Source organism: Pseudomonas sp. GW821-FHT07F01 (genome assembly GCF_059418825.1).
In genome coordinates, this window is record NZ_JBWKQO010000008.1 from 31,017 (window position 1) to 57,582 (window position 26,566).

Below are 26,566 nucleotides of genomic sequence, written 5' to 3' on the forward strand. Positions count from 1 at the left end.
CAATTGGAGTCCCACTGAATGGCCCGTATTGCAGGCGTTAACATTCCAGATAACAAGCATACTGTTATCTCGCTGACCTACATCTATGGTGTTGGTCGCACTACTGCGCAGAAAATCTGCGCGGTGACTGGGGTCAACCCAGCTGCGAAGATCAAGGATCTGAGCGACGAGCAAATTGAACAGCTGCGTGGCGAAGTGGCGAAGTTCACCACTGAAGGTGACCTGCGTCGCGAAATCAACATGAAAATCAAACGCTTGATGGATCTGGGCTGCTACCGCGGTCTGCGCCATCGTCGTGGTCTTCCAGTGCGCGGTCAGCGTACCAAGACCAACGCGCGTACTCGCAAAGGTCCGCGTAAGCCGATCCGCAAGTAATCGCACCAGCGAATCGACAGGAATTTAGTCATGGCAAAACCTGCTGCTCGTCCTCGTAAAAAGATTAAAAAGACAGTGGTTGATGGCATCGCCCACATCCACGCGTCTTTCAACAACACCATCGTGACCATCACCGACCGTCAAGGTAACGCTCTTTCCTGGGCAACCTCCGGTGGTTCGGGTTTCCGCGGTTCTCGCAAGTCCACCCCGTTCGCTGCTCAGGTAGCTGCTGAGCGTGCTGGTCAAGCTGCGCTGGAATATGGCCTGAAAAACCTCGACGTCAACGTCAAGGGTCCAGGTCCAGGTCGTGAATCCGCAGTCCGCGCTTTGAACGGCTGTGGCTACAAGATCGCCAGCATCACCGACGTGACGCCAATCCCGCACAACGGGTGCCGTCCGCCGAAGAAGCGCCGCGTGTAATCCAGGAGATTGTAAAGAATGGCTCGTTACATTGGTCCAAAATGCAAACTGGCTCGTCGCGAAGGCACCGATCTCTTCCTGAAGAGCGGCGTGCGCGCTATCGAATCCAAGTGCAACATCGAAGCAGCTCCTGGCATCCACGGCCAGCGTCGCGGTCGTCAATCCGACTACGGCACCCAGCTGCGTGAAAAGCAAAAAGTTCGTCGTATCTACGGCGTACTCGAGCGTCAATTCAGCGGCTACTACAAACAAGCAGCTGGCAAGAAGGGCGCAACCGGTGAAAACCTGTTGCAACTGCTCGAATGCCGTCTGGACAACGTTGTGTACCGCATGGGCTTCGGTTCTACTCGTGCCGAATCCCGTCAGTTGGTATCGCACAAGTCGATCAGCGTAAACGGTCAGACCGTTAACGTTCCGTCCTACCAGGTTCGTGCTGGTGACGTGGTCGCTGTTCGCGAGAAAGCAAAAAATCAACTTCGCATTGTCCAAGCTCTCGATCTGTGTGCTCAACGTGGCCGCGTAGAATGGGTAGAAGTAGACACTGAGAAGAAGTCGGGCGTTTTCAAGAACGTTCCAGCTCGCAGTGATCTGTCCGCCGACATCAACGAAAGCCTGATTGTCGAGCTCTACTCCAAGTAAGGGCTAGAAAATAGGTGCATCCATGCAGATTTCGGTAAATGAGTTCCTGACACCCCGCCACATTGATGTGCAGGTTGTCAGTCCAACCCGCGCCAAGATCACCCTCGAGCCTCTCGAGCGTGGTTTTGGCCACACCCTGGGCAACGCGCTGCGCCGCATCCTGTTGTCCTCAATGCCCGGCTGTGCAGTAGTCGAGGCCGAGATTGACGGTGTGCTCCACGAGTACAGCGCCATCGAAGGTGTACAGGAAGACGTAATTGAAATCCTGTTGAACCTTAAAGGTCTGGCTATCAAGCTGCACGGCCGTGACGAAGTTACGCTGACCTTGTCGAAGAAGGGTTCGGGGGTGGTTACCGCTGCCGATATTCAGCTGGATCATGATGTCGAGATCGTTAATCCCGATCACGTAATCGCTAACCTGGCGTCTAACGGCGCCCTGAACATGAAGCTCGTAGTAGCTCGTGGTCGTGGTTATGAACCGGCCGACTCGCGTCAGAGCGATGAAGACGAAAGCCGCAGCATTGGTCGCTTGCAGCTCGACTCTTCGTTCAGCCCGGTTCGCCGTATCGCATACGTGGTGGAAAACGCCCGTGTCGAGCAGCGTACTAACCTGGACAAGCTGGTTATTGATCTGGAAACCAACGGTACTCTGGATCCTGAAGAGGCTATCCGTCGTGCTGCAACCATCCTGCAACAGCAGTTGGCTGCGTTCGTCGACCTCAAGGGTGACAGTGAGCCAGTGGTAGTCGAGCAGGAAGACGAGATCGATCCGATCCTGCTTCGCCCGGTTGACGATCTGGAACTGACTGTACGTTCGGCTAACTGCCTTAAGGCGGAAAACATTTACTACATCGGCGACCTGATTCAGCGTACCGAAGTAGAACTGTTGAAGACTCCGAACCTGGGCAAGAAATCCTTGACTGAAATCAAGGACGTTCTGGCCTCCCGCGGTCTGTCCCTCGGCATGCGCCTCGACAACTGGCCGCCTGCAAGTCTTAAGAAGGACGACAAGGCGACTGCCTGATCGTCGTAATCACCGAACGTTGTGTTTGGTAAGGAATGAACCATGCGTCATCGTAAAAGTGGGCGTCACCTGAGCCGCACCAGCTCGCACCGCAAGGCCATGTTCCAGAACATGGCGGTGTCGCTGTTCGAGCACGAGCTGATCAAAACTACACTGCCGAAAGCTAAAGAACTGCGCCGCGTTGCCGAGCCGCTGATCACTTTGGCCAAGACAGACAGCCTGGCTAACCGCCGTCTGGCTTTCGACCGTACCCGTTCGAAAGCTATCGTTGGTAAGCTCTTCAACGACCTGGGCAAGCGCTACGCTACCCGTGAGGGTGGCTACCTGCGCATCCTCAAGTGCGGTTTCCGCGCTGGCGACAACGCTCCTATGGCGTACGTTGAACTGGTTGATCGTGCTGTCGGCGGTGAAGCTGTATCCGCTGAGTAAGACGTCAGTCTGAAACAAGGAACCGGGCCTAGCGCCCGGTTTTTTGTGTCTGCCTATATTGGATATTTCTATCGTTAGCTAATGTGTAATGCATTGGATGTTGTAACACTGGTGGTCAATACTCTTTGTCAGCCGATTAGCCGGCAGTTTCACAGACTGACAGAGGAAGATTGAGCATGAGCCAGACCAAAACTCTTACTACCGCAAGTGGCGCTCCTGTCGCTGATAACCAGAACTCTCGTTCCGCCGGCCCCCGGGGCCCTCTGCTTCTCGACGATTTTCACCTGATCGAAAAGCTCGCCCATTTCAACCGCGAGAATATTCCCGAGCGTCGCGTGCACGCCAAGGGTTCAGGCGCCTATGGCACTTTCACCGTTTCTCGTGATATCACCGAGTACACCAGCGCCAAGTTGTTTGAGGCGGTAGGCAAGAAGACTCCGACCTTCCTGCGTTTTTCCACGGTAGGCGGCGAGCGTGGTTCGGCAGACACCGAGCGGGACCCACGCGGCTTTGCCCTCAAGTTCTACACCGAAGAAGGCAACTGGGACATCGTAGGCAACAACACCCCGGTGTTCTTCATTCGCGACCCGCTGAAGTTTCCCGACTTTATCCACACCCAGAAGCGCTTGCCCCAGAGCAATCTGAAAAGTGCCCAGATGATGTGGGATTTCTGGTCCCATTCGCCCGAGGCGCTGCACCAGGTAACCATTCTGTTTTCCGATCGGGGTATTCCGGACGGCTACCGCCACATGCATGGCTTTGGCAGCCACACCTACAGCCTGATCAACGCCAAGGGTGAGCGGCACTGGGTCAAGTGGCACTACAAGACCAAGCAGGGCATCAAGAACCTGGCGCCGGCTGACGCAGCGCGCCTGGCCGGTACCGATCCTGATTACGCCCAGCGCGACCTGTTCAATGCGATCGAGCGCGGTGAGTTTCCGAAATGGAGCGTGTGCATCCAGGTCATGACCGAAGCTCAAGCCGCCGCGCATTACGAGAACCCCTTCGATGTGACCAAGACCTGGTCGCAGAAAGAGTTCCCGTTGATCGAAGTGGGTGAGCTGGAACTGAACCGCAACCCGTTGAATTACTTTGCAGAGGTCGAGCAGGCTGCATTCGGCCCTAGCAACATGGTACCTGGGGTAGGTCTTTCGCCGGACCGCATGCTGCAAGGCCGGGTATTCGCATACGCCGACGCGCATCGCTACCGTGTGGGTACCAACCACCAACAGTTGCCGGTGAACGCTCCATTGAGCCCGGTGAACAGCTACCAGCGCGACGGCTCCATGGCTTTCGGTACCAATGGTGGTGCGGCGCCTAACTACGAGCCCAACAGCTATGGCGATGCGCCGAAGCAGGCTCCACGTTATGCCGAGCCGGCCCTGGCACTCAGCGGTGCTGCGGACCGCTACGATCATCGTGAAGACACCGACTACTACAGCCACGCTGGTGCGTTGTTCCGCCTGATGAACGATGAGCAGAAGGCATTGCTGATCAATAACATCGCCGGCGCCATGGCTGGAGTGACGGCTGATGTGGTTGATCGGCAGTTGCAGCATTTCTACAAGGCCGACCCGGCTTACGGCGAAGGCATCGCCAAAGCTTTGGGTGTATCGCTCAAGTAAGTCTAAATAAGAAGCAGAACCGCCCTCATTCGGGCGGTTTTTGCGTTATTTCTACTGGTTTTCTCAGATATTCTTCACTTTTTCAGCTGTTTCTAAGTGACCTGCAAGTCAGCTTGGTTCAAACTATCCACTTTCAAGCAGGGAGATGTAGGGCGATGCAAGGTCACCCGGACGTAATCGATTACCTCAACACGTTGCTGACGGGCGAACTGGCAGCACGCGACCAATATTTCATCCACTCGCGGATGTACGAAGACTGGGGCTTTACCAAGCTCTATGAGCGTATCAACCATGAAATGGAAGAAGAGGCGCAACACGCCGACGCCCTGATGCGCCGCATCCTGATGCTCGAAGGCACTCCGCGCATGCGCCCTGACGATCTCGACACCGGAACCACGGTGCCGGAGATGCTGGCCAGCGACCTGCGCCTGGAATACAAGGTGCGCGCCGCGTTGTGCAAAGGCATCGAGCTGTGCGAGTTGCACAAGGACTATGTCAGCCGCGACATCTTGCGCATCCAGCTGGCGGATACCGAGGAAGATCACACCTACTGGCTGGAGAAGCAGTTGGGCCTGATCAAGTCCATCGGCCTGGAGAACTACCTGCAATCGCAGTTCTGATTGCCTTAGGTGTTGCTGCCTGTTCGCGAGTAAAGCTCGCTTCTGCGGGAGGGGCAGCAACCCCTAGAGACAAAAAAGCCCCTGGCACCGTCAAGTGCCAGGGGCTTTTTCATGGGCCTCAGGCGCGGTCGCGGGTCAGCAACGGCTTGAGGTAGTGCCCGGTATGGGACTGCGGCATCTCCGCAACCTGCTCCGGGGTGCCCACGGCAATGATCTGGCCGCCCTTGGAACCGCCTTCCGGCCCCAGGTCCACCAGCCAGTCGGCAGTCTTGATCACATCCAGGTTGTGTTCGATCACCACCACGGTGTTGCCGTGATCGCGCAGGCGGTGCAGTACGTCCAGCAACTGCTGGATATCCGCAAAGTGCAGGCCCGTGGTCGGCTCATCAAGGATATACAGAGTCTTGCCGGTGTCGCGCTTGGACAGCTCGCGAGACAACTTGACCCGCTGCGCTTCGCCACCGGACAGGGTCGTCGCCGACTGCCCCAACTTGATGTAGGACAGGCCCACATCCATCAGGGTCTGCAGCTTGCGCGCCAGGGCAGGCACCGGGTCGAAGAACTCCCTGGCTTCCTCGATGGTCATTTCCAGCACCTCGTGGATGCTCTTGCCCTTGTACTTGATTTCCAGGGTTTCGCGGTTGTACCGCTTGCTCTTGCACACGTCGCAGGGCACGTAGATGTCCGGCAGGAAGTGCATTTCCACCTTGATCAGGCCATCGCCCTGGCAAGCCTCGCAGCGCCCACCCTTGACGTTGAAGGAGAAGCGACCGGGCCCGTAGCCCCGGGAGCGCGACTCGGGTACCCCGGCGAACAGCTCGCGGATCGGGGTGAACAGCCCGGTGTAGGTCGCCGGGTTGGAGCGCGGAGTCCGGCCGATCGGGCTCTGGTCGATATCCACTACCTTGTCCAGGTGCTGCAGGCCGTTGATGCTGTCGTGTGGCGCGACTTCCAGGGTGGTGGCGCCATTCAGTGCGGTGGCGCTCAAGGGGAACAGGGTGTTGTTGATCAGGGTCGACTTGCCCGAGCCCGATACCCCAGTGACGCAGGTCAGCAGGCCAATGGGGATCTCCAGGTCGACATTGCGCAGGTTGTTGCCGCGAGCGCCCTTGAGGGTCAGGGAGAGCTTCTTGTTGCGCGGCGTGCGCTTGGCCGGCACCACGATCTTCACCCGGCCCGAGAGGTATTTGCCGGTCAGGGAGTCCGGATGGGCCATGACCTCTGCGGCGGTGCCTTCGGCAACGATTCGCCCGCCGTGCACACCGGCCCCCGGGCCGATATCGACGACATAGTCGGCCAGGCGAATGGCGTCTTCATCGTGTTCAACCACGATCACCGTGTTGCCGATGTCGCGCAGGTGTTTCAGGGTTCCCAACAGGCGATCATTGTCCCGCTGGTGCAGTCCGATGGACGGCTCGTCGAGGATGTACATCACCCCCACCAGGCCGGCGCCGATCTGGCTGGCCAGGCGGATACGCTGGGCTTCGCCGCCGGACAGGGTGTCCGCGCTGCGGTCCAGGGTCAGGTAGTCGAGCCCGACGTTGACCAGGAACTGCAGGCGCTCGCGGATTTCCTTGAGGATCTTGTCGGCGATTTCGCCACGGCGCCCGGTGAGTTTCAGGGTGCCGAAATAATCGGTGGCGTCGCCGATGGGCAGGCTGGTGACTGCCGGCAGGGTTTTCTCGCCCACCCAGACGTGCCGCGCTTCGCGACGCAGGCGGGTGCCACGGCAATCCGGGCAGGGCTGGGTGCTGAGGAACTTGGCCAGCTCTTCACGCACGGTGGCCGATTCGGTTTCCCGGTAGCGGCGCTCCAGATTCGGCACTATCCCTTCGAACGGGTGGGAGCGCTTGACGATGTCGCCCCGGTCGTTGAGGTATTTGAAGTCTACGTTCTGGGTGCCGCTGCCGTGCAGGATGACCTTCTGCTGATCCGCGGGCAGTTGGTTGAACGGTACTTCCAGGCTGAAGCCGTAATGAGAGGCCAGCGAACCGAGCATCTGGAAGTAATAGACGTTGCGCCGGTCCCAGCCGCGTATCGCCCCTTCGGCCAGGGTCAGCTCGCCATTGACCAGGCGCTTGATGTCGAAGAACTGCTTGACCCCCAGCCCGTCGCAGGTCGGGCACGCACCGGCCGGGTTGTTGAAGGAGAACAGCTTGGGTTCCAGTTCGCTGATGGCATGGCCGCAGATCGGGCAGGCGAAGCGCGCGGAGAAGATCATCTCTTCTCCCGGCTCGTCGTCCATCGGCGCCACCAGGGCAATCCCGTCCGCCAGTTTCAAGGCGGTTTCAAAGGATTCGGCCAGGCGCTGCTGCAGGTCGGCGCGGACCTTGAAGCGGTCGACCACCACATCGATGGAGTGCTTCTTCTGTTTATCCAGCTTCGGCAGCTCGTCCAGCTCGAACAGCTTGCCGTTGACCCGGGCGCGAACGAAGCCCTGGGCTCGCAACTCTTCGAAGACCGACAGATGTTCGCCCTTGCGCTCGCGGATCACCGGGGCCAGCAGCATCAGCTTGCTGCCTTCGGGCTGGGCCAGCACCAGGTCGACCATCTGGCTGACGGTCTGGGCTTCCAGCGGGATGTCGTGGTCCGGGCAGCGTGGAGTACCGACGCGGGCATAGAGCAGGCGCAGGTAGTCGTAGATCTCGGTGATGGTGCCGACGGTGGAGCGCGGGTTGTGGGAGGTGGATTTCTGTTCGATGGAAATCGCCGGCGAGAGGCCTTCGATGGTGTCGACATCGGGCTTTTCCATCATCGACAGGAACTGTCGGGCATAGGCCGAGAGCGACTCGACATAGCGGCGCTGGCCTTCGGCATACAGCGTGTCGAAAGCCAGGGACGACTTGCCGGACCCAGACAGCCCGGTGATGACGATCAACTTGTCCCGCGGCAGGGTCAGGTCGATGTTCTTCAGGTTGTGGGTGCGGGCCCCACGAATCAGAATCTTGTCCAAAAGTGGCCTCGATCGGCGGGCGTAAAGGCAGGAGTATAAAACCAAACACTGGATGGATGCACACTATCGTTCGGCGCTTTTTTGATCGCTGGCATGGGCTGCGCGGCAAAGCGTCGCCATATACCCCCTCAATCGATCCGACTGGTAGAATCGCCGCCGGTTCACATGAGGTTTATCCATGCACGATCCCCACAACGAACGCATGAGTGGCAGCGAGACCCGCGCGGCAAGCGGGCTGGCCCTGGTGTTCGCCTTCCGTATGCTTGGCATGTTCATGGTACTGCCGGTCCTGGCGACCTATGGAATGGATCTCGCAGGAGCGACCCCGACCCTGATCGGGCTGGCGATTGGTGCCTATGGCCTGACCCAGGCAGTGTTCCAGATTCCCTTCGGGATCATTTCCGACCGTATCGGTCGTCGTCCGGTTATCTACCTGGGGTTGATCGTGTTCGCCCTGGGCAGTGTGCTGGCGGCCAACGCCGATTCGATCTGGGGGGTGATCGCCGGGCGTATCCTGCAGGGCGCCGGCGCAATTTCCGCGGCGGTGATGGCGCTGCTTTCCGACCTGACCCGCGAACAGCACCGGACCAAGGCCATGGCCATGATTGGCATGACCATCGGTCTGTCCTTTGCCGTGGCCATGGTGGTTGGCCCGCTGCTGACCCGCAGTTTCGGACTTTCGGGGCTGTTCCTGGCCACCGGGGCCATGGCCCTGGTGGGCATTCTGATCATCGCCTTCATGGTGCCGCGCTCAACCGGGCCGCTGCAGCACCGGGAATCCGGAGTGGCGCGCCAGGCGCTGATCCCGACCCTCAAGCACCCCGATCTGCTGCGCCTGGATCTTGGTATCTTCGTGTTGCACGCGATGCTCATGTCGAGCTTCGTGGCCTTGCCCCTGGCGCTGGTGGAAAAAGCCGGCCTGCCCAAGGAGCAGCACTGGTGGGTCTACCTCACCGCACTGCTGATTTCGTTCTTCGCCATGATCCCGTTCATCATCTACGGCGAGAAGAAACGCAAAATGAAACGAGTTCTGTTGGGCGCGGTCAGTACGCTGCTGCTCACCGAGCTATTCTTCTGGGAGTTCGGCGACAGCCTGCGGGCGCTGGTGATTGGTACCGTGGTGTTCTTCACCGCGTTCAACCTGCTGGAAGCGTCCTTGCCGTCGCTGATCAGCAAGGTTTCGCCGGCGGGTGGTAAAGGAACGGCGATGGGGGTGTATTCCACCAGCCAGTTCCTCGGTTCGGCACTGGGCGGCATCCTCGGCGGCTGGTTGTTCCAGCATGGCGGTTTGTCGGCTGTGTTCCTTGGATGCGCAGTCCTGGCTGCACTCTGGCTGGCCTTTGCTGTTACCATGCGCGAGCCCCCGTATGTGACGAGCCTGCGCTTGCCGTTATCGCCCGAAGCGATCCGCGAAGCCGGCCTGGTCGAGCGCCTGAAGGCCGTTGTTGGGGTAACAGATGCCGTAGTGGTGGCCGAAGAGGCCGCCATTTACATCAAATTGGACACCGAATTATTGGATCGCACGACCCTCGAGCAACTGGTCAATCCAGCGCCGTCGGCGAGCGAAGCCTAGGAGAACGTTATGGCCCGTGGGGTTAACAAAGTCATATTGGTCGGCACTTGCGGCCAGGATCCCGAAGTTCGCTACCTGCCTAACGGTAACGCCGTGACCAACCTGAGTCTGGCCACCAGCGAGCAGTGGACCGACAAGCAGACCGGTCAGAAGGTCGAGCGCACCGAGTGGCACCGCGTGTCGATGTTCGGCAAGGTCGCGGAGATCGCCGGTGAATACCTGCGCAAGGGTTCGCAGGTCTACATCGAGGGCAAGCTGCAGACCCGCGAGTGGGAGAAAGACGGTATCAAGCGCTACACCACCGAAATCATCGTCGACATGCAGGGCACCATGCAGCTGCTGGGTGGCCGTCCACAGGGCGACCAGCAAGGCCAGGGCGGCATGTCCAACTCGGCACCGCGTCCACAGCAGTCCCGTCCTGCTCCGCAGCCACAGCGTGAGTCGCGTCCAGCGCCACAGCAGGCCGCTCCGCAGCCGGCTCCGGACTTCGACAGCTTCGATGACGATATTCCGTTCTGATCGCTGTTTTCAGCGTTCAGCATCGATAAAAACGGGGCCATGCAGATGGCCCCGTTTTTTTATGCCCGGGTTTAACCGGTGTGCCGCATCACTCAGCTCAAAGCGCCACTCGCCGCAGTCGGCCGCTCAGTGCGACCACCTGCTGCTCCGGCGTCGGAATCGGCCGCCCACTCAGGCCCATGCCTTCACTCACCAGCACCGCTTCTCCGACGCAGCACAGGTTGGAAGGCGTATCCAGGCCCTTGGCGAGTACTTGCACGCTTCGTTGCTGCAAATCGCAGCGCAGCAGGCGGCCGCTGAAGCGGGCGAAGCCGCCGTGCAGGACTTCGCCGGCCCAGTCCGGCGGCAACGGTTGCAGCAGCCGGTCGCACAGTTCCAGCACCAGGATCCGCTCCTGCGGGTCCAGCGCCAGCCCGGTGGGCAGTTGCAGTCCGCGAATCAGCACCTCGATCCTGCCGCTCTCGGGCCAGACCCGGATCACCTGGCCCGCCTTGTCGGCGAAGTCGATACCCATCCGCGCCGGGTCCCGGCGCAGCTCGCCGGAGAACAGGCTGATCAGCACGGCATCCGTCTGCGGCTCGTGCACCAGGGTCACCGGCACGGCTTCCTGGCCCTGATCCAGATCGGGCAGTTGCGCCAGGACTTGTTCAGCGCCCTCGCTGAACTCCACCAGTTGGTTGCTATCGGGCTTGACCGCCAGCCAGCTGCGGCGCGACGGGTGATAGCACAGCGAGTTGAGGTTGCCGCGACTATGGAACAGCGGCTCGGGCGGGTTGTATTGCAGGTCCAGCAGCTTGGAGCCGGCGACGTAGTCGGTTTGGCTGGCCAGGCAGCGCCCGTTGCCGAGGGCGATGTCCGACAGGCCCATGATTTCGTCGCGAAGCATGCGCGATTGCATGTTCATCGAACGAAAACCCTGAGCCACGACCTGGGGCGGCAGGTAGGCGCCCGGCTGGCCCGGATCCGGACGCAGGCGGCTGATGCGGCCGCTGAACGGCTGGTCCGGCAGGCCCGAGCCGGCTTCCGCCAGCAGCAGGCTGCCATCGCCTTGCAGGCAAACCCCGCGAGGGTTGAGCAGGCCCTCGGCGATGACGTGATCCGGTCGCAGCACCTGCTCGAGCTGGGTGGGAATATGCAGAGCAACGGGCATGGTCTTCTCCTTGTTCAAGGCTGCCAGGGCGTGCCGTTGAGGTAGGCGGTCAGCAGGGAGCGTTGGCTTGGCGACATCGAACGCACCACGGACATGTACAAGGTGGTGTTCTGGTACTCGGGGGATATCCGGGCCAGGATCGCCTGTTTGTAACCCATCACCGCGTCGGGCTGATTGAGCTGGATGTAGCGCGACATGGCGGGGAAGGCCAGGTAATGAAAGCGCAGCACGTTTTGAAACGCCTGTTCCCAGGTGACGATGCTGCCTGTTGGAACGCCGAAGTCGCTCCAGGCGTACTTGCGGAAGTTGCTGAAGCTCTGGGTCAGAGGGTTGTTGTCGATGGTGTAGGTCAGTGTGGTGAAGCCAGCCTGGGTATTGGAACCGGCGACGGGAACGACGTTGAAACTCACCGAAGGTTGACCGGCCGGCACCGTTACCGAGTTCGGAAGCTCCAGGAAGTTCCAGTAGCGGTTGGCTTGATAGACGGCGGTCGCCGAGGCATCGATGCTGATCGGCGTAGCCTTCTGCACCGGCGCTCCCAGGTAACGGACTTGCAAGGTGATCTGCACGCCTGTGCTGTCGGGATCGAGGTAGGTGTTGCGCTGATCGCTGTAGACCCGATACGGGCATTCGGGGGCCGACAGCGCCGGGTTGCGGGTGGTCCCGGGCGCACTAATGCACAAGGGCGTGCTCTGCACCAACTGTGTCTGGGTCGAGTTGAGCGGCACGTCGATGATGCCGCCGTACCGGTAGTAGTCCTGCAGCAGCGGGTCGCTGGGTTCAAAGCTTGCCAGGGGCGTGGTTCCGGCCGCGATGGTGACGGTACCGTAGTCGGCGTTGGGGCCGATGGGGCTGGTGATGTCGTCGCGTACAGCTCTGAACGTCTGCTTGGGGATCAGGTTGACCATGTCGATGCTCAGTTGCTCGTTGGCAACCTCGGCATAGGCCACGCTGTTGATGTTCAGGTCTTTGTCGGCATTGATGATTTGGCGGCCCGGCGGACAGATCTGCGGCTCATCGGTAAACGCCGTGGCCAGGGTACCGATGACCCGGCCGATGCTCGGGTTCGGGCTGAACTGGTTGGCTGCGTAGTCGGCATTCAGTTGCTCGGTGGTCAGGGTCGGACACATTTCGAACATCACGAAACGCAGCACGATCCCGGTAGCGTTGGGCGCTTCGATCAAGGCCCGGAGTCCGGCACTTTCCTTGTTGTAGCTGACGATGCTGCTCAGCGGAAAGGTCAGTTGAAAGGTGCCGCTGGCATGGAAGGAACCCGGCGAGTCCATGGTTGCAGGCTCCAGCACCCGGGTATTGAGGTCGAAACTGCTGCACACGGTATCCCAGCGAATCAAGAGCTGAGGCGTGTTGCCGTTGCCGATCTGCAGGCCTCCGACAAAGATCTGGGTCGTGGTGCTGGCTGTGGGGTCCAGGTCGACCATCATCGGGCCGGAGTAGGGACCTTGTCCGGTGCCGGGGGTCACGGAGCCGAGCAGGTAAACCGGCTGTCCGACCATATCCCCTTCCAGCGCAATGTTGCCCGGGGTGCCTTGGGAACTGATCAGCGCGTTGTGCAGCGTCACCACGTGTTCGCCATAGTGATTCCAGCCGCCGGCCGTGTACCGGCTGTTGGGGCCGATTCTCGGGTCCGGGGCGTTGATCAGTTGGTACAGGTGCTCATCGCTATAGGTCTTGGCCTGGTCCGCCACGGTCGAGGTGGTCAGGTCGAACAGCTCAAGGGAGGTGGCGATGCCATTGGGCAAGGTCGGTGAGTTGTTTGGCACGCTGACGTCGGTAGAGATGCCGCCCCAGAAGTTCAGTCGGGGTCCATTCAATATGCTCATGATCTATTCCTTATCCTTGGCGACGCTGGTGACTGGGGCTTGGGCGAATCTGAACAGGAAGGAGAAGTCGCTCTTGTACTGGCTGTTGAGCGGTGCGGCCATGGAATGGCAGTTCATGCAGCTGCTGTTGGTCTGGATGTAACTTTCCATGGTGACGTTGGCCGACAGTGATGGCGTTGGTTGCCCCAAGGGGTTGCCGGGGTTATCCGGCGACTGCGGGCGTTGGGTGGTGATCAACTGGTAGTACTTGAACACGCTTTGCTGTACCTGCGGATCGCCCTGGTATTGGGTATTGATCTGCTGGGTGACGTCCGTGATCGGGGTGACCCGGTTCAGCGGGTCCGGGGTACTGAAGCTGTTACCGGGTTTTGGGGTACAGACCATTTGTCCAGCTTGTTGCTGCCACAGGCAGGGGGATTGGTTGAGGCTTTCGGCGGGCGCCTTGGCGTTGAAGTAGGAGTAGAAAATCCCCGAGACCGGTTGGTCCACCCAACGGCCCCCCAGCTGGGTCTTGGGAGGCACGTTGTCGATCTGCTCGAAGGTCGACCAGATCCACTGCGGGAACCCCTCCACCTTGCTGATGATGTGCAACCCCACCAATCCCAAAGTGGCCTCGGTGGTGCCGTTGGGCTGTCCCTGACTGTCGAACTGGGTGACCAGGGCCTTCATTGTCAGATAGCGGCTGCTGTCGTCGGCGCTGCCGAGGATGCGCCAACTGCTCTTGATCTCGCCGGCGTTGTTGGGAAAGCTGATGTTCTTCGCTGCGTTGACGACCACCGCGTTGTAGAAGTCGTTATCGACGATGTAGTTGTAGGAGACCTCGTTGGCGGCGATGTCGTAGTAGGTCGGGTTGCCGCGCTGGTCAATCAGCCAGCCGCCCACCGCCTGGTTGTCCGCTTGCACCACCTGGGTGTTCTTGACCGCGGCGATGTTGATCAGGCTGAGATTTCTGCGGGGCAGTTGCGAGTTCCAGAGGCCCGGATTCTTGGCCCCGGGGAGGAAGGTCTCGCTGACGCTCTTGTAGGTCTGCCACACGGTATCGCCAGGGCTGCCCAGGGGCTTGCTGCAATCGGCCACTCCGCGCTGTCCCGCCTGGGCCGGCCAGTTCAGGTTGATGAACATCTTCCAGCTGTATTGATCGAAAGCCTGCTGCGACGCGCCCGCAGCAGGCACCGCAGCCGTGGGTGGGCAGCTGGTCTGCGGCGCCGCTGCGCTGGGCTGCAGGGCGCTGGCCTGCTGGCTGCCCAGGCCAAGCAACAACAGGGCGGTGAAACGGCTCCAAGGGTTCATGAGGCGGCTCCTGTCATGGCGAGGGGGGCGAAAGTTGGTTCCACTGCGGCCGCGCACCGTTCTTCAGCGATGGCGGTGGCGTGAAGAGCTGGCAGTCCGGCGGGTTGGCCGGGCACATCTTCGCCACCTGGTCCCAGGTCGTGGCCGGATTTGGTTTCTCGGTGCGCCAGTTGAGGTAGTTCTGGCTGACGATTGGCGCGTTGGCGACGCTCTCGTCACCGGAGAAATAGAACGATTGCGGATGCTGATAGGCCGGCTGGCCCGGGCCGTCGCTGCTGGCTTTCTTGTAGAACGCATAGCCGAACAGAATCGGGCTCGGCTGGACCGGGATCTCCAGCGCGTAGGCCTGCACGCTGCCATCCAGATGCTGGCTGCGGGCGGCGCTGTAGGGCAGGTGCTTGATGAAGTCCCGGCGCGGCGGGTGGTTCATGGGCGAGAACATGCAGCAGGCCGGCATGTCCTTTGGCCGGTCCTCGGGGTAGGTGAGGAAGTAGGCCTTGTTGCCCAGGGAAACGAAGGAGCAGGTGTAGTTGTTGTCCTTGATCGGGAAGATCGGCAGGCAGTACTTCTCGTAGTGCTCCATCATCGCCCCGGTGCCGTCCTTGTCGGCCGGCACATAGTCGTTGTCGTAGTAGCTGGTGCCCCGGGACACGGTGTAGTCGGCCGGTTTCAGGGTGCTGGGCGGGCTGCTGTAGGGCGGTGGGTTCTTCACGTAGTTGGCGGTGACCCGGTACATGATCCAGTCACTGACCCAGGTTGCCGGGTAGAGCGGATCGGCCGGCTCGCCGGGTTTGCGCTTGGCGATGCAGTTGTTGGTCTTGGCGTCGCACCCCCGGTCGTTGTGCACGCCCATGTTGAAGTAGACGTTGTCGGGGTAGGTCTCGGCCCATAGCGTTTGGCTGGCGCTCAGCAGGCTGGCGGCCAACAGCAGTTGCTTGAAGAGACTGGCGTTCATCTGACACTCCTTTGAAAGCGCCGGGCGACGGGGTCGCCCGGCATTCCATGAGCTGGCCTTTGCGGCTCAGCCGTGGGGGTAGTCGTTGAGTTTCAGCGGGATCGGTGGGTAGCCCTTGCTCACCAGGTCCTGGGCCCAGATTTCCAGCACCCTGCGCCGGCTTTGCGGCAGGTCCCGGGTGATCGGCATGGCCAGGGTGCTTTCCTCCTGGTAGTCCTTGCTGATCAGTACGATGAACTGGTTGATCGCGCCCTCGATGCGTTGCAGGGAGTTGAGCGGCATGAACTTGTTCATGATCGGGTAGAGGTAATAGAAGGGCTGGAGGATTCTGGGGAAGATGAACTCCTTCCAGATCCGCACGCTGGCGTCGTCCTGGGTGCACACCCGGTTCCAGCAGTCGATGAAGTCCTTGAGCATCTCCGGCTCCTGGGGCAGGACCCGCAGGGGCGCAAGGAAGTCGGTGTAGGCGTCGGTGTAGTTGAAGCTGAAGGGCACCGTCGGTTGCTGCTGGCCGTCCTGGATGAAGAAGCGCAAGGTCGGGAAGCCGGCCGCCACGGCCTTGACCGATACCTGGGCGATGCCATTGGCGTCGGTCAGGATCTGCGCCAGGCTGTACTGCACGGTGGCGTTCAGCGGGTCTGCCAGGGTGCCGCTGCGTGCCTGCCCATTGGTGAACTGCAGGCGGGGGCTCAGGGCCGCGGCCGAGGGCGTGGTCAGGAAGCTCTGGTAGAGCATGGGCTCGGATGGCTCGCTGTCCTCGACGTTCAGCACCGCGCTGAGCCGGCGGCCGCTGCCCACGTGCAACAGGCTTTCAGCGGTCTGGGTGCCGACGAACTGCGGTCGGTTCGAGGTGTTGCTCCCGGGGTCCTTCGGGTAGTTGTTGAACAGGGTGAAGTTGGCCGCGTTACTGAAGGCCAGGTAATAGTCGCTGGTGGTCAGCATGTAGGCGTTGTTGTACTCCGCCACCCACAGCGCGGTGCCCGCGGGCGCGGGCTGGCCGTCGTACTGCACCATGATGCTCAGGACCCGAGTGTCGCCCACATCGATGAAGCAGCCGCTGTCGAGGACCTCGGCGGTCCACATATTCTGGGCGGCGGCGACCAGTTCCTGGCTGCCCTGCAACTGCAGCTCCAGGGCGCCCTGTTGCAACGCGGCCTGGTCGGCGGGGCTGATGGGCAGGTCCAGCAGGCCGGCGCGCTTGTCGAAGGCGGTCTGGCGATACTGTTCGAAGCCAAAACTGGCGACTTTGTGGAAAGCGCCGCCAGTGGGCCGTACCCCGATGTCGTAATCACCGGCCAGGTATTTCCCGGGCACCGGAATTCCCTGGCTCAGGTCAGTGTTGGTGGGCGGCAGTGCGGCGCTGTCTCCGGCGGGATAGAACGGAAAGGTATTGCCCAGGTCCAGGGACAGGGTGTTGTCGTGCACTTGGGCGCTGATCACCCCCAGGGTCATGGCCGCAGGCTTGGTGTCTCTGGGAACCGCCTTGCACACCGGTACCGGGGCCTTGGGTTCCAGGCGCCGGCCAGCCGGAGCGGTGGGGTATTCATTGTCGAACCACAGGCCCAGAGTACCGGCGGTGCGGCTGTAGGCCGGGTTGAAGAAGATGTCGGCGACGTTATCCAGGCCCTTCTGGTACATCGCCTGCAGTGCGGCCATGGCTTCGGGCGTCTTGGAGTGGCTGTCCACCACCGGGAAGTCGTTGAAGATGCCGTTCTTGTCGTAGAAGGTCAGGTAGGTGGTGAACCGGAACATCAGGCCCTTGGCGTTCTGGTTGATCATCTCCTGTTGCAGGGTCTTCAGCAGTTGCGAGTCGCCGACGATCCACTGCAACTGGTCTTTCGGGAAGCAGGTCTGCCAGGTGGTAGTCACGTAGCTCAAGCCGCCGAAGGCCCCCCAGTTGAAGTTGAGGAAGCGGTCGAGCATGCGGTACCGGCGCTTCAAGGTCAGGCCGCAGGTGGCGTCCCCCAGTACCAGTTTGTCGAAGTACAGGGCGGTGAAGGTGTTCTGCCAGGGGCTGATATCGACGAAGCGCGCGGCTGTCGGCGCGGCGCTGCCGAACGGGTTGCCCTGCAACTGGTAACACTTGTTCACCAGCGGGTCGTTGTCGATGTAGGTGTTGGCCTGGAACTCGCCACCGACGATCACCGAGCGGGTCTGCTCGTAGTCGACCAAGCCGCAGGCGTTGTCGCCGAACAGGTCCCATTCGGCGGGAATCATCGGGTAGCCACTGGGCGAGCCATTGGTGGGCACCTGCAGCACGTAGTCCGGCACGTTCTCGTAGGCCAGCGGGGCGATGGTCCAGGGCATCAGCTGTTGCGGGGCGTTCTGGTCGTTGATCCCGTAGTAGGACAGGAACGGCCAGTTCATGCGCATCTTCACCGCGTCATATAGCGGGAAAACGTCGTTGTTGTTGGCCGTCGGTGGGTTCCAGAACATGTGGCCATTGAAGTAGATCCGGGGAAAGTTCAAGACGCTCATGAGCTGCTCCTTAGCGCTGCCACTGGGCGCGTTTGAGCGACCAGACGTAGTCCAGTTTCTGGTAGCCGACGAAGTCGGAGTCCGGTAGTACGGTGGTGGGGTAGACGATCCCGCCATCCTCTTTCAAGGCGAAGTTGAAGTAGGTGTTGTTGCTCGAATAGGCCGCGGTGTTGTGGCAGGCCAGGCACGAGGAGTGGCTCTGGAAGGCTGATTCCAGCTGGGAGTTGGCCAGCAGCTTGGGCTCGGCCTGGGCCTGGTCGTACTGCACGCCGATCAACTCGTACTGGGCCAGCGTGGGGTTCTGCTGCTGGAACGTGGCATTCACCGGCTGGGCCGCGTCAGTGGGCCCGGTGATGTTGGTCATGGGCTTGGCCGGCGTGCCGTTGGTCACGGTGTACTTGCTGTTGTTGCGGTTCTCGAAGGTGGTCCAGACCCAGTCGTGGGTCAGCTTGTTGATGACGTGCATGCCGCTGAGGCCGGCGTAGCCGGTGTGGTATTGGCCCTGCTTGTCGACGTAGTAGGCCTGGGCGATGAAGTAGCCATCCTTTGCCAGTTGCGCCTGGAAGGTGCTATCGCTGCCGATCCACAACCAGGAGGTCTTCAGCTCCCAGGCCGTGGCGGGAAAGTTCAGGCTGCTGGTCAGGGCGGCAATGCCGTTCCGGTTGTAGATCTTCTGCTGGACGATGTAGTTGAAGGTGTCCTGGCCCATCAACATGTGAAAACGCACCGACTGGCCCCGTTGCGCTTCCGGCACCTGGTTGCCCATTTCCAGGGCCAGGCCATCGACCTGCTGGGTGCCGTTGTCGGTGCTGCCGTCGGTGTCGTTGCCCAGGTTGAGGAACAGCCCGCTGGTGTTCATGCCCGGGATCTTCTGCGCCTGGGTCTGCACCTGGCTCGGCAGGTTGGCCTGGGTGCTGTAGGGCTGGGGAGCCTGCCCCTTGCTCAGGTAGACCTCATCGGATGGTTTGAACGTCTCCCAGAGCCGCTCCGGGCTACCGGAGCCGGCCGGCTGGTTGAGGCACACAAACCAGTTCCATGCCATGGTTTCCGGGCTCTGCTTGAAGGTGCTCAGGGTGCCGGCCTGGTCGCCATTGAACGTCAGGAAGTTGCTGCAATTGAAGGCGGGCGTGGTCTGTGCGTGAGCGAGGCCGCTCAACACACCGAGCACGACTATAGGGATGGTTCGCCGCATGGAATCTCCTTGGCCTGAGCCGTATCGTCATAGGGGCGCCCTAGGAAATGCTCTAGGAGCAGGTGCTTTACCGCGGTGGCCGGCAGGTGCGCCGGCAGGGGTAAATCGCAATCGGTGATGAGCAGGGGCCCTACCTCGGCACTGCTGGGCAAGCGTCCGTGGCTGCCGCGAATCAGTGAGGTGTCCAGGGGAATCAGGTCCATGTAGTAGCGAAAGCCGAGCTTCTTCTGCAGCAGCCGGCGAGCGACCCGCAGCTTGGGAAAGCGGATCGCCGGGTCGATGAACAGCTCCAGTGGGTCGTAGCCCGGCTTGCGGTGGATATCCACAGTGCGGGCGAAATCCGGGGCCAGGCGGTCGTCGAACCAGTAGTAGTAATCGAACCAGAAGCCCGGGGCGGCCACCGCCACCAGCTCGCCGCTGCGTGGGTGATCGAGCTGGCAGGCCTGCTGCTCGCTCCTGTCCAGCACCTGCTCGATACCGGGCTGGCGCAGCAGCAGGGCCTTGACCCGGGCAATGTCCTCGGGCTGGCGCACATAGACGTGGGCGATCTGGTGGTCGACCACGGCGAAGGCCGCGCTGGCGCCGGGGTCCAGCAGCTCCCAGCTCAGTGAACGACGTACCTGCAGCAGACCTTGCTCGCGCAGCACGCGGTTGATCGAGATGGACTGCTGCACCGCCTCGATGCCGTATTCGGAGACCAGCATCACGGCCGCGCCTTGCTGCTGGGCAAAATCCAGCAGGCGCCCGACTTCATGGTCGATGGCCCGCACTTCGTCGCTGATGGACGGATGCTCCGGCCCCAGGCGTTGCAGGCTGTAGTCCAGGTGCGGCAGGTAGATCAGTTGCAGGTCGGGGCGGCTGATCTGGAACTCGGCGATGGCGCAGTCGACGATCCAGCGGCTGGAGGCAATCCCCGCGGCCGGGCCCCAGAAGCTCGGAAAGGGGAACTCGCCGATCTGCTGTTCGATGTGTTCGTGCAGCCCCGGAGGCGACGAATAGAGGCCGAACATCTTGCGCCCGTCGGCCGGGTAGTGGGGGCGCGGGGTGATGGCTGCCTCCACCTGGGCATACATGTTGAACCACCAGAACAGCTGGCTGCAGCGCAGGCCGGGGATCTCCCGTTGCAGCGCCTGCCAGACCTTTTCACCCTGGATCAGCGCGTTGGGCTGCAGCCAGAAACGCACCTCGGCCTGATCGCGGAAATACCAGCCGTTGCCGACAATGCCGTGTTCCGAAGGCGGCAGCCCGGTGAGGATCGAGGCCTGCACGGTGGAGGTCACGGCGGGGAACACCGGGCGCAGCCGGGCCATTCGCGCCCGTTGCAGCAGGTTGTTGATCCGCGGCGTGGCCGGCCCCAGCAGGCTGGGTGTCAGGCCCACCACATTGATCAGCAGCAAGGGCTGGCGCGGGCGTTCAGAAGGCATGGGCCGGAGCCTCCAGGGCAGACGAGTGGGTACGCAGCAGATGCCGCTGGCGCAGTTGGCCCTCGACCCATTGCAGCTCGGCGGCGATGCCTTGCAGCAAGGCCTGCTCGCTGTCCGGGCGCAGCGCACCAGGCAGCACGTTCCAGCTGTAGGTTTCCACCTCCAGTACCGGCTGGAAGTTCGGGTGCGCGGCGAGAAAGTCGAAGGTGCGCAGCAAGGCCTGCTGGCTGCCGCTGAGCTCGGCCAGTAGAAACTGTTCGCTGAACAGCGGCACATGAAAGTGAATGCGCAACTCGGGGCATTGCCCCTGGGCCGGTTCGGCGGCGTCCAGGGCCCCGGGCAGGTCGGCCCAGGCCAGTAGCTGCCCGGCCATATCCCGGGCCTTGACCTGATGCAGGTAGGTGGCTTCGGAGAAGTTGCCCAGGGCCTGCAGTACCTGCTGGCGGCGTGGGCGATCGGCAAACGGCAACTGGCAGATCAGGGCGTTGGACAGCTGGATCTTGCCCACCGGAACCCGCGCATCCAGCAGCCGTTGCAGGGATTGATAGCAGTCTTCGAAGACCACCGCCTGATGGCAGACGTCGAAGCACAGCGCCAGGTAGCCATGATGGGGATCGGTGGCCTGCCAGTGCTTGAAAAAGGCCAGGGCCTGATCGGTGTTTTCCAGCACGCAATCCGGCTCCATCTCCAGGCACACCAGGATCTTCCTGCCGCTGCTGCGATGCAGGCTGGCCAGCTCGGCGGTCAGTTGCCGCAGGTGGGTTTCGGCCTGTTGCTGCTGGGCCTCGTCCCAGGTGGCGGCATAACCGAAGGGCACGCTGGAAATCACCCCCTGCTGGCAATCCAGGGGCAGAGCGGCGGCCAGCAGATGCGCCAGTTGCAGGCTGTATTCCAGGCGCTGGGGTTCGGCCCAGGTGGGCCGGTAGACCTCGGCCTTAACTGCGCCTTCATGGAACTGGCCATAGGGGAAACCGTTGAGCGAGGTCAGGCGCAGGCCACAATCGTGCAGCAGTTCGATGAAGGCCTCGCGCACCTCAGGCACCTGTAGTTCGGCGGCGGCCTGGGCGCTGATCCACAGGCCGCTGTCCTGCACCGCCAGCCCACGCTGACGCCGCACGCCCTGGAAATGTTCCTGGATCGACGCCCGCAGGCCGGCCACGTCACGGGCCGGGTGCACGTTGCTGCAATAGCCGATCTGCGCGGCGTTCCAGCCGGCCCGGGCACTCATTTGACCACCGGTTCCTGGCCCCTCAGGGCCGAGTTGTCCTGCCACTGGCGGCGCTGGTCGATCGGCAGCGGGGTGCTCACCAGTTGCTTGTCCAACTGCCCGCTCTGGGCGAAGAAATCCACCGGGTTGTGGAACAGCACCTGCTCCACCTGGGCTTCGCTGAAGCCGGCGGCGAGCATGGCCTGGCCGGTCTTGGGCACCTTGAGCGGGTCGCTGATGCCCCAGTCGGCGGCGCTGTTGACCACCATTTTCTCGGTGCCGTACTGCTGCAGCAGGGCCACCATGCGCTGTTCCGACATCTTGGTGTTGGGGTAGATCGAGTGCCCGCGCCAGCAGTCGCTGTCCAGCACCAGGGGCAGGGTCAGTTCGTTGAGGTGGTCGATGATCACCAGGTTTTCGGCGATGCCCACCTCGCGGATCACCGCCAGGGTGCGCTTGGTGCCGCCGATCTTGTCGCGGTGCGGGGTGTGCACCAGCACCGGCAGGTTGAACTGTCTGGCCAGTTCCAGTTGCGCGGCGAGAAAGCGATCTTCTTCCGGGGTGATGTCGTCGTAGCCGATTTCCCCTACCGCTACCACGCCGTCCTTGACCAGGTAGCGCGGCAGGATCTCCAGCACTTCGTTGGCCACCGACAGGTCGTTGGCTTCCTTGGGGTTGAGGCCGATGGTGCAGAAATGATGGATGCCGAACATGCTGGCGCGAAAGCGCTCCCAGCCCAGCAGGGTGTCGAAGTAGTCGATGAAGCTGCCGACGCTGGTGCGCGCCTGGCCTTGCCAGAACGCAGGCTCGATGACCCCGGTGATGCCGGCGGCGGCCATGTTCTGGTAGTCGTCGGTGGTGCGGCTGACCATATGAATGTGCGGGTCGAAGTACTTCGCCATGGTGGCTCCTTGCTTGAGTGCGGGAAAAATCGTGGGCTCAGCTGCCGGGGGTCAACCGCCTGCCGGGAAGTGGTCGCGCCAGTGCGCAGGCAATCGTCCCTGCTGGTACAGGCCTCGCAGGCGCTGCAACTGGGCCTGGCTCAACAGCTCGAAGGCAATGGCCTGGGGCAGGCCGTCGGCGACCTCGCGTTCGGCGGCCAGCTGTTCTTCCATCAGGTCCAGGGCCAACTGGTTGAGGTCGACGCTGCGCCGTTCTGCCAGGCCGTGGATGTGGCGGCTGTCCAGGCCCATGCCCAGGGTCTTGAGCACCAGCTGGTGGAAGGCCCGTTCCGGGTAGTGGCGCGCGGCAAAGGGGTTGTCCAGGGCGATGGCGGCGAACACCTCGCGGTTGTTGGTGCGCCCGGCCTGGAGCGCCAGGTCGAGGCTGGCCCCCTGGCTGTCGAGGTCATCCAGGGCCTTGAGCAGGGCAGCCTTTTCCTGGTCGTCGCCCCAGAGAAACAGCTGGCGCAACAGGGCCAGTTGCCCGGCGCCGGCCTGCTGCTCCAGCAACAGGGCCAGCAGCAGCGCCCGGGCCAGTTGAGTGCGGTTGCAGTCCGGGCTGGGGGCCAGCGGTGCGTTGGCCAAGCGGCGCCGACACTGACTGCTGAGCAGCATCAGGGTGTTGGCCGAGGGCTGTCGGGCCAGTTGTTCCCGGGCTTGCTGCCACCAGCTTCGGCTGTCGTCGTCCAGATGCCGTTCCAGCAATTGCTGGCGCTCGGCGAAGGCACCATGGCGAATGGCAAGCGCCGGCGGCGCAGGGGCGATGGGATCCATGTTCATGTCGGCTTGATCCAGCGTTGAAGGTGGGGAAGCAGAAAGAACACCAGCACACACAGCAGGCTGCCCAAGGGCTGGTTGGCCACCGCCAGCACCAGGGCGTCGAACAGCGGCAGGGCGGCCAGCCCGGCACCGATGAAGGCACGGATCTGTCGCTGTTGCGGGTTGGCCAGGTGGCGCTGGTAGTGCCAGCCCAACCAGCCCAGCCACAGCAGCAGGACCAGCCAGAACACGCTGTTGCCGGCATAGGCGGCCAGGAGCAGAGGGCTGAGCATGAGCAGCAGCGGCAGGCGGCTGAGCAACTGGTTGCGATGCTCCAGGCGGGCCAGGTAGGTCAAGCCGGCGATGTAGGTGCCCAGCAGCGCGGCGCACAGCCACAATGGCTGGGGCGGCATGGCCAGGCTGGCGGCGGCGGTCAGGTACAACGCCGAGCGGCAGCCGCCCATCAGCCAGACGCTGTGGGGATATTTCTTGTGCAGAAGGTTGTAGCCAAGGATAAACAGCAGCAGCAATCCGGCGCTGGCCAGCAGCCAGTGGGGCTGGGCAATCATCCAGCTCAGGCCGAGGACCGCCAGCGCCGCCAGCAGCAGCAGCGCGGCAGTGGCCAGGCGGACCTGGGCGCGGCTGACCAGGCCGAGAACGATCGGCCGCGGGTTGTGGTGCTGCTGGTCCCAGTCGGCGTCCATCAGGTCGTTGAGCAGCATGCCCGCCAGGTACAGCGCCGAGAGTGCCACCAGCAGCAGGGTCCAGACCAGCGGCGAGGGCGGCGCCAGGGTGGTAGCGCTGCTGGCCAGCAGCGCGGCGGCCAGGGCATTGGTCCATACCGTTGGCAGGTTGGAGACCCGGCCCAGGGTCAGCCAGGTGGTCAGCGACGATTGGGTCATTGCGCGCACCCCGGGCCCCAGGCGAAATCCGGCCCGCCGAAACCCGCCAGGCGCAGCAGGGCCTGTTCCATCAGCGGCATGTCGATCTGGTGCACATCCACCGACTGGCCCAGGCGGTTGAGCATCGGGATCGACAGCTGGCCCCCAAGGTGCTGGCGGAACTCTTCCAGGCCCACCAGGATCGGCGAACGCCCCTGGTTGTCCCGCAGGCTCAGTTCCGGCGGGCAGAGGTTGAAGCCGAGCCTGTCCAGCAGTCGCAGCAGGCGCTGGCAGTCGGCGTCGGACAGCAGGCCGCTGGCGTTGGCATACAGCGCATCCAGGGCCATGCCCACGGCCACCGCTTCACCGTGGCGCAAGCGATGCTGGCTGAGATTCTCCAGCTTGTGGGCGGCCCAGTGCCCGTAGTCCAGGGGGCGGCCATTGCCCCGTTCGAACGGATCGCCGGCACCGGTGATATGACCCAGGTGCAGTTCGGCGCAGCGGCGAATGGCGTAGCGGCTGGCGTTGTGCTCGAAACCGGCCAGGGCTTCGGCCTGCTGCTCCATCCACTGGAAGAACGCGGCATCCTTGATCACCGCGACCTTGACCGCTTCGGCCAGGCCGGCAATCTGGTCCCGGTGGGAAAGGCTGAGCAGCAGCTGGAAGTCGTTGATCACCGCTGTGGCCGGGTAGAAGGCCCCCAGCAGGTTTTTCTGGGCGAAGGCGTTGATGCCATTCTTCACCCCGATGCCGGCATCGTTCTGCGCCAGCACGGTGGACGGGATGCGGATCAGGCGCATGCCCCGATGGAAGGTGGCGCAGGCATAGCCCACTGCGTCCAGCACTGCGCCGCCGCCCAGGGCCAGCACATAGCAGTGGCGATCCAGGCCGTGTTCCAGCATCTGCGCGTACAGCTGCTGGAGCACGTCCGGGGTCTTGCTCAATTCGCCGGCCGGCACCGCGATCGGTGCGGCCTGCAGATGCAGGTCGGCGGCGTGGGCGCTGAAGTAGTGGTCGATCTGCAGCGGCAACTGGGGCGAGCACAGCAGCAGTTGTTCATCGACAAATACCAGCACCGTGGTGCGCCCCGGGTTCTGCCGGGTCAGTTGCTGGTGCAGGCAGGGGTTGTCGGCCTGGAAGATGTGATCGGTGAACAGCACCGGGTAGTGGTAGCTCACCTGGAAGCGGCCCTCCAGAGAATGCGCCTGATCGTACCGGGGCTGGGCCAGGCGGCTCTTGAACAGGCTGCGGGTGCCGAGGAACAGCCCGGGCAGCACCATGCTGGCGAGAATGGTTGCCAGCAGGGCGTTCTGTTCCACCAGCAGGCTGCCGATGGCGGCATAGGCCAGGGCCAGCCCGGCGTTGGCCAGGGTGGTGACCAGGAGAAACTGGCGCAGCGGATAACGTTGCATGCCGGCGGCCAGCACCGAGGTTTCTGCCAGCACCGGCACGCCACGCAGGCACACCAGCGACAGGGTGCTGAGGCGATAGGCCAGTTGCCCGGGTTGCCAGGTCCTGAGCCCCAGCCAATTGGACAGCAGGCGGAAGTAGCCGGCCCCCAGCCAGTAGCCAAGGCTGGCCCCCAGGCACAGGCCGATGAAGATCACCAGGTAGCCGCCAATGGCGCCCAGGGCCGCCACGGCCAGCAGTGCCACCAGGCTGGAGGGCACGGGCAGCAGCACGTCCAGGGCCAACAGGGTTACCAGCAACAGGGCCAGGCTCAGGCGCTGTACGGGATCGGTGGGAAGGAAGGTGCCCAGGTGACTCAGCAGTTGTTGGATCTGCTGTTCAAACAACAGGAAACTGGCGATAACCAGGATCGAGAATAGTAATAACGAGAGCCAGTAATTTTCGGCCGCACCCTTGAGTGAAAAGGCACGAGACAACGAGCTGCGCTTCATCAAGCGTCCCTCTTGATTGATATGACTGGATTCCGTGTCAGTGTCAGCTGGGTAGGGCAGGAGGGCGTCTGGTTATTGAATTCCTCGACGGTTTTTATTGATCTTCTGGCGGCTGAAGAACACTTCAGTGGCGAGTAGCTATCAACTTAGTCAAGGCCGAGGGTTTTGCAAGTAAGTTGAATGAAGTGGCCTGCAAGGCATTTTTATGGCTTCAGGGGAAAGTGCGTGTTTAGTCCGGGACGGCTCCGCTGAACGTCTTGCAAGAAGTCTGATGGAGCCTGTTCTTGCTCAATGAATGCTGGGGGTGGTATAGGCGGTGGGGCTGTTTTTTTACTTTGCTATAAATATTATGAAAATTGGATATATAGAA

At 62.1% G+C, this 26,566-nt stretch carries 22 protein-coding genes; 9 read left to right on the top strand and 13 right to left on the bottom strand.

Annotation, left to right across the window (positions count from 1 at the left end; genetic code table 11):
• Positions 1–18 precede the first annotated feature (18 nt).
• From rpsM to bfr, 7 genes are all read left to right on the top strand, one after another.
• Positions 19–375 (top strand): 30S ribosomal protein S13, encoded by a 357-nt coding sequence (gene rpsM / locus AC07R1_RS27120; RefSeq protein ID WP_003186020.1) that lies wholly within the window; start codon positions 19–21, stop codon positions 373–375.
• A gap of 30 nt (positions 376–405) precedes the next feature.
• Positions 406–795 (top strand): 30S ribosomal protein S11, encoded by a 390-nt coding sequence (gene rpsK / locus AC07R1_RS27125; protein WP_007924177.1) that lies wholly within the window; start codon positions 406–408, stop codon positions 793–795.
• 18 nt (positions 796–813) lie between these two features.
• A complete protein-coding gene (rpsD, locus tag AC07R1_RS27130; protein ID WP_011063772.1) occupies positions 814–1,434 on the top strand; it encodes a 30S ribosomal protein S4 in 621 nt (206 codons plus the stop codon).
• Positions 1,435–1,456: 22 nt separating this feature from the next.
• Positions 1,457–2,458 (top strand): DNA-directed RNA polymerase subunit alpha, encoded by a 1,002-nt coding sequence (locus tag AC07R1_RS27135; RefSeq protein ID WP_007970428.1) that lies wholly within the window; start codon positions 1,457–1,459, stop codon positions 2,456–2,458.
• Positions 2,459–2,500: 42 nt separating this feature from the next.
• Complete coding sequence (gene rplQ / locus AC07R1_RS27140) at positions 2,501–2,887, top strand: 50S ribosomal protein L17 (protein ID WP_007924175.1); 387 nt, start codon at positions 2,501–2,503, stop codon at positions 2,885–2,887.
• Positions 2,888–3,063: 176 nt separating this feature from the next.
• Positions 3,064–4,512, top strand: coding sequence for a catalase (locus AC07R1_RS27145; RefSeq protein WP_019094236.1), 1,449 nt, complete (start codon positions 3,064–3,066; stop codon positions 4,510–4,512).
• A 155-nt stretch (positions 4,513–4,667) separates the two neighbouring features.
• Positions 4,668–5,132 (top strand): bacterioferritin, encoded by a 465-nt coding sequence (bfr, locus tag AC07R1_RS27150; RefSeq protein WP_011063770.1) that lies wholly within the window; start codon positions 4,668–4,670, stop codon positions 5,130–5,132.
• A gap of 118 nt (positions 5,133–5,250) precedes the next feature.
• On the opposite strand, the gene uvrA is transcribed toward bfr, so the two are convergent.
• Positions 5,251–8,085, bottom strand: a complete 2,835-nt coding sequence (uvrA, locus tag AC07R1_RS27155; protein WP_065363594.1) for an excinuclease ABC subunit UvrA — start codon at positions 8,083–8,085, stop codon at positions 5,251–5,253.
• Positions 8,086–8,263: 178 nt separating this feature from the next.
• On the opposite strand from uvrA, the gene AC07R1_RS27160 reads away from it, so the two are divergent.
• Both AC07R1_RS27160 and AC07R1_RS27165 read left to right on the top strand, forming a co-directional pair.
• Positions 8,264–9,658, top strand: a complete 1,395-nt coding sequence (locus tag AC07R1_RS27160; protein ID WP_011063768.1) for an MFS transporter — start codon at positions 8,264–8,266, stop codon at positions 9,656–9,658.
• A gap of 9 nt (positions 9,659–9,667) precedes the next feature.
• Positions 9,668–10,177: a single-stranded DNA-binding protein gene (locus AC07R1_RS27165; protein ID WP_011063767.1), complete on the top strand. Its 510-nt coding sequence runs from the start codon at positions 9,668–9,670 to the stop codon at positions 10,175–10,177.
• A 97-nt stretch (positions 10,178–10,274) separates the two neighbouring features.
• Here AC07R1_RS27165 and AC07R1_RS27170 read toward each other — a convergent pair whose 3' ends face one another.
• The 12 genes from AC07R1_RS27170 to AC07R1_RS27225 all read right to left on the bottom strand — a co-directional run bounded on the left by AC07R1_RS27170 (position 10,275) and on the right by AC07R1_RS27225 (position 26,196).
• Positions 10,275–11,327: a hypothetical protein gene (locus AC07R1_RS27170; RefSeq protein ID WP_065363595.1), complete on the bottom strand. Its 1,053-nt coding sequence runs from the start codon at positions 11,325–11,327 to the stop codon at positions 10,275–10,277.
• A gap of 14 nt (positions 11,328–11,341) precedes the next feature.
• The gene (locus tag AC07R1_RS27175; protein WP_065363596.1) at positions 11,342–13,168 is read right to left on the bottom strand and encodes a hypothetical protein; all 1,827 of its coding nucleotides are present in this window, start codon (positions 13,166–13,168) and stop codon (positions 11,342–11,344) included.
• A gap of 3 nt (positions 13,169–13,171) precedes the next feature.
• Positions 13,172–14,458: a hypothetical protein gene (locus tag AC07R1_RS27180; RefSeq protein WP_065363597.1), complete on the bottom strand. Its 1,287-nt coding sequence runs from the start codon at positions 14,456–14,458 to the stop codon at positions 13,172–13,174.
• Positions 14,459–14,471: 13 nt separating this feature from the next.
• The gene (locus AC07R1_RS27185) at positions 14,472–15,413 is read right to left on the bottom strand and encodes a hypothetical protein (protein WP_053154150.1); all 942 of its coding nucleotides are present in this window, start codon (positions 15,411–15,413) and stop codon (positions 14,472–14,474) included.
• Positions 15,414–15,479: 66 nt separating this feature from the next.
• A complete protein-coding gene (locus AC07R1_RS27190; RefSeq protein ID WP_065363598.1) occupies positions 15,480–17,891 on the bottom strand; it encodes a hypothetical protein in 2,412 nt (803 codons plus the stop codon).
• 10 nt (positions 17,892–17,901) lie between these two features.
• A complete protein-coding gene (locus AC07R1_RS27195; protein WP_011063761.1) occupies positions 17,902–19,083 on the bottom strand; it encodes a hypothetical protein in 1,182 nt (393 codons plus the stop codon).
• Entirely contained in the window at positions 19,062–20,507 is a 1,446-nt protein-coding gene (locus AC07R1_RS27200; RefSeq protein WP_103291419.1) for an alkaline phosphatase family protein, read from the bottom strand. The genes AC07R1_RS27195 and AC07R1_RS27200 overlap by 22 nt, the downstream gene beginning before the upstream one ends.
• The gene (eboE, locus tag AC07R1_RS27205) at positions 20,497–21,735 is read right to left on the bottom strand and encodes a metabolite traffic protein EboE (protein WP_495111119.1); all 1,239 of its coding nucleotides are present in this window, start codon (positions 21,733–21,735) and stop codon (positions 20,497–20,499) included. Before eboE ends, AC07R1_RS27200 begins: the two co-directional genes overlap by 11 nt.
• Positions 21,732–22,616 carry a TatD family hydrolase gene (locus tag AC07R1_RS27210; RefSeq protein WP_019094227.1) on the bottom strand — a complete coding sequence of 295 codons (885 nt, stop codon included), beginning with the start codon at positions 22,614–22,616 and terminating at the stop codon, positions 21,732–21,734. Before AC07R1_RS27210 ends, eboE begins: the two co-directional genes overlap by 4 nt.
• 51 nt (positions 22,617–22,667) lie before the next feature.
• Complete coding sequence (locus tag AC07R1_RS27215) at positions 22,668–23,435, bottom strand: EboA domain-containing protein (RefSeq protein ID WP_258611232.1); 768 nt, start codon at positions 23,433–23,435, stop codon at positions 22,668–22,670.
• Positions 23,432–24,316, bottom strand: coding sequence for a UbiA family prenyltransferase (locus AC07R1_RS27220; protein ID WP_495111120.1), 885 nt, complete (start codon positions 24,314–24,316; stop codon positions 23,432–23,434). The genes AC07R1_RS27215 and AC07R1_RS27220 overlap by 4 nt, the downstream gene beginning before the upstream one ends.
• Entirely contained in the window at positions 24,313–26,196 is a 1,884-nt protein-coding gene (locus AC07R1_RS27225) for a 3-dehydroquinate synthase (protein WP_495111121.1), read from the bottom strand. The genes AC07R1_RS27220 and AC07R1_RS27225 overlap by 4 nt, the downstream gene beginning before the upstream one ends.
• Between the last annotated feature and the right edge of the window lie 370 nt (positions 26,197–26,566).

What these genes read in the sequence shown, in the direction of transcription:
- AC07R1_RS27200 (WP_103291419.1), bottom strand. Translation starts at nt 20,507, where the DNA reads ATGCCTTCTGAACGCCCGCGCCAGCCCTTGCTGCTGATCAATGTGGTG.
- rplQ (WP_007924175.1), top strand. Translation starts at nt 2,501, where the DNA reads ATGCGTCATCGTAAAAGTGGGCGTCACCTGAGCCGCACCAGCTCGCAC.
- AC07R1_RS27145 (WP_019094236.1), top strand. Translation starts at nt 3,064, where the DNA reads ATGAGCCAGACCAAAACTCTTACTACCGCAAGTGGCGCTCCTGTCGCT.
- AC07R1_RS27195 (WP_011063761.1), bottom strand. Translation starts at nt 19,083, where the DNA reads ATGCGGCGAACCATCCCTATAGTCGTGCTCGGTGTGTTGAGCGGCCTC.
- AC07R1_RS27220 (WP_495111120.1), bottom strand. Translation starts at nt 24,316, where the DNA reads ATGACCCAATCGTCGCTGACCACCTGGCTGACCCTGGGCCGGGTCTCC.
- rpsM (WP_003186020.1), top strand. Translation starts at nt 19, where the DNA reads ATGGCCCGTATTGCAGGCGTTAACATTCCAGATAACAAGCATACTGTT.
- AC07R1_RS27215 (WP_258611232.1), bottom strand. Translation starts at nt 23,435, where the DNA reads ATGAACATGGATCCCATCGCCCCTGCGCCGCCGGCGCTTGCCATTCGC.
- AC07R1_RS27175 (WP_065363596.1), bottom strand. Translation starts at nt 13,168, where the DNA reads ATGAGCATATTGAATGGACCCCGACTGAACTTCTGGGGCGGCATCTCT.
- AC07R1_RS27210 (WP_019094227.1), bottom strand. Translation starts at nt 22,616, where the DNA reads ATGGCGAAGTACTTCGACCCGCACATTCATATGGTCAGCCGCACCACC.
- rpsD (WP_011063772.1), top strand. Translation starts at nt 814, where the DNA reads ATGGCTCGTTACATTGGTCCAAAATGCAAACTGGCTCGTCGCGAAGGC.
- AC07R1_RS27185 (WP_053154150.1), bottom strand. Translation starts at nt 15,413, where the DNA reads ATGAACGCCAGTCTCTTCAAGCAACTGCTGTTGGCCGCCAGCCTGCTG.
- AC07R1_RS27135 (WP_007970428.1), top strand. Translation starts at nt 1,457, where the DNA reads ATGCAGATTTCGGTAAATGAGTTCCTGACACCCCGCCACATTGATGTG.
- AC07R1_RS27225 (WP_495111121.1), bottom strand. Translation starts at nt 26,196, where the DNA reads ATGAAGCGCAGCTCGTTGTCTCGTGCCTTTTCACTCAAGGGTGCGGCC.
- AC07R1_RS27165 (WP_011063767.1), top strand. Translation starts at nt 9,668, where the DNA reads ATGGCCCGTGGGGTTAACAAAGTCATATTGGTCGGCACTTGCGGCCAG.
- AC07R1_RS27170 (WP_065363595.1), bottom strand. Translation starts at nt 11,327, where the DNA reads ATGCCCGTTGCTCTGCATATTCCCACCCAGCTCGAGCAGGTGCTGCGA.
- rpsK (WP_007924177.1), top strand. Translation starts at nt 406, where the DNA reads ATGGCAAAACCTGCTGCTCGTCCTCGTAAAAAGATTAAAAAGACAGTG.
- bfr (WP_011063770.1), top strand. Translation starts at nt 4,668, where the DNA reads ATGCAAGGTCACCCGGACGTAATCGATTACCTCAACACGTTGCTGACG.
- AC07R1_RS27180 (WP_065363597.1), bottom strand. Translation starts at nt 14,458, where the DNA reads ATGAACCCTTGGAGCCGTTTCACCGCCCTGTTGTTGCTTGGCCTGGGC.
- AC07R1_RS27190 (WP_065363598.1), bottom strand. Translation starts at nt 17,891, where the DNA reads ATGAGCGTCTTGAACTTTCCCCGGATCTACTTCAATGGCCACATGTTC.
- eboE (WP_495111119.1), bottom strand. Translation starts at nt 21,735, where the DNA reads ATGAGTGCCCGGGCCGGCTGGAACGCCGCGCAGATCGGCTATTGCAGC.
- AC07R1_RS27160 (WP_011063768.1), top strand. Translation starts at nt 8,264, where the DNA reads ATGCACGATCCCCACAACGAACGCATGAGTGGCAGCGAGACCCGCGCG.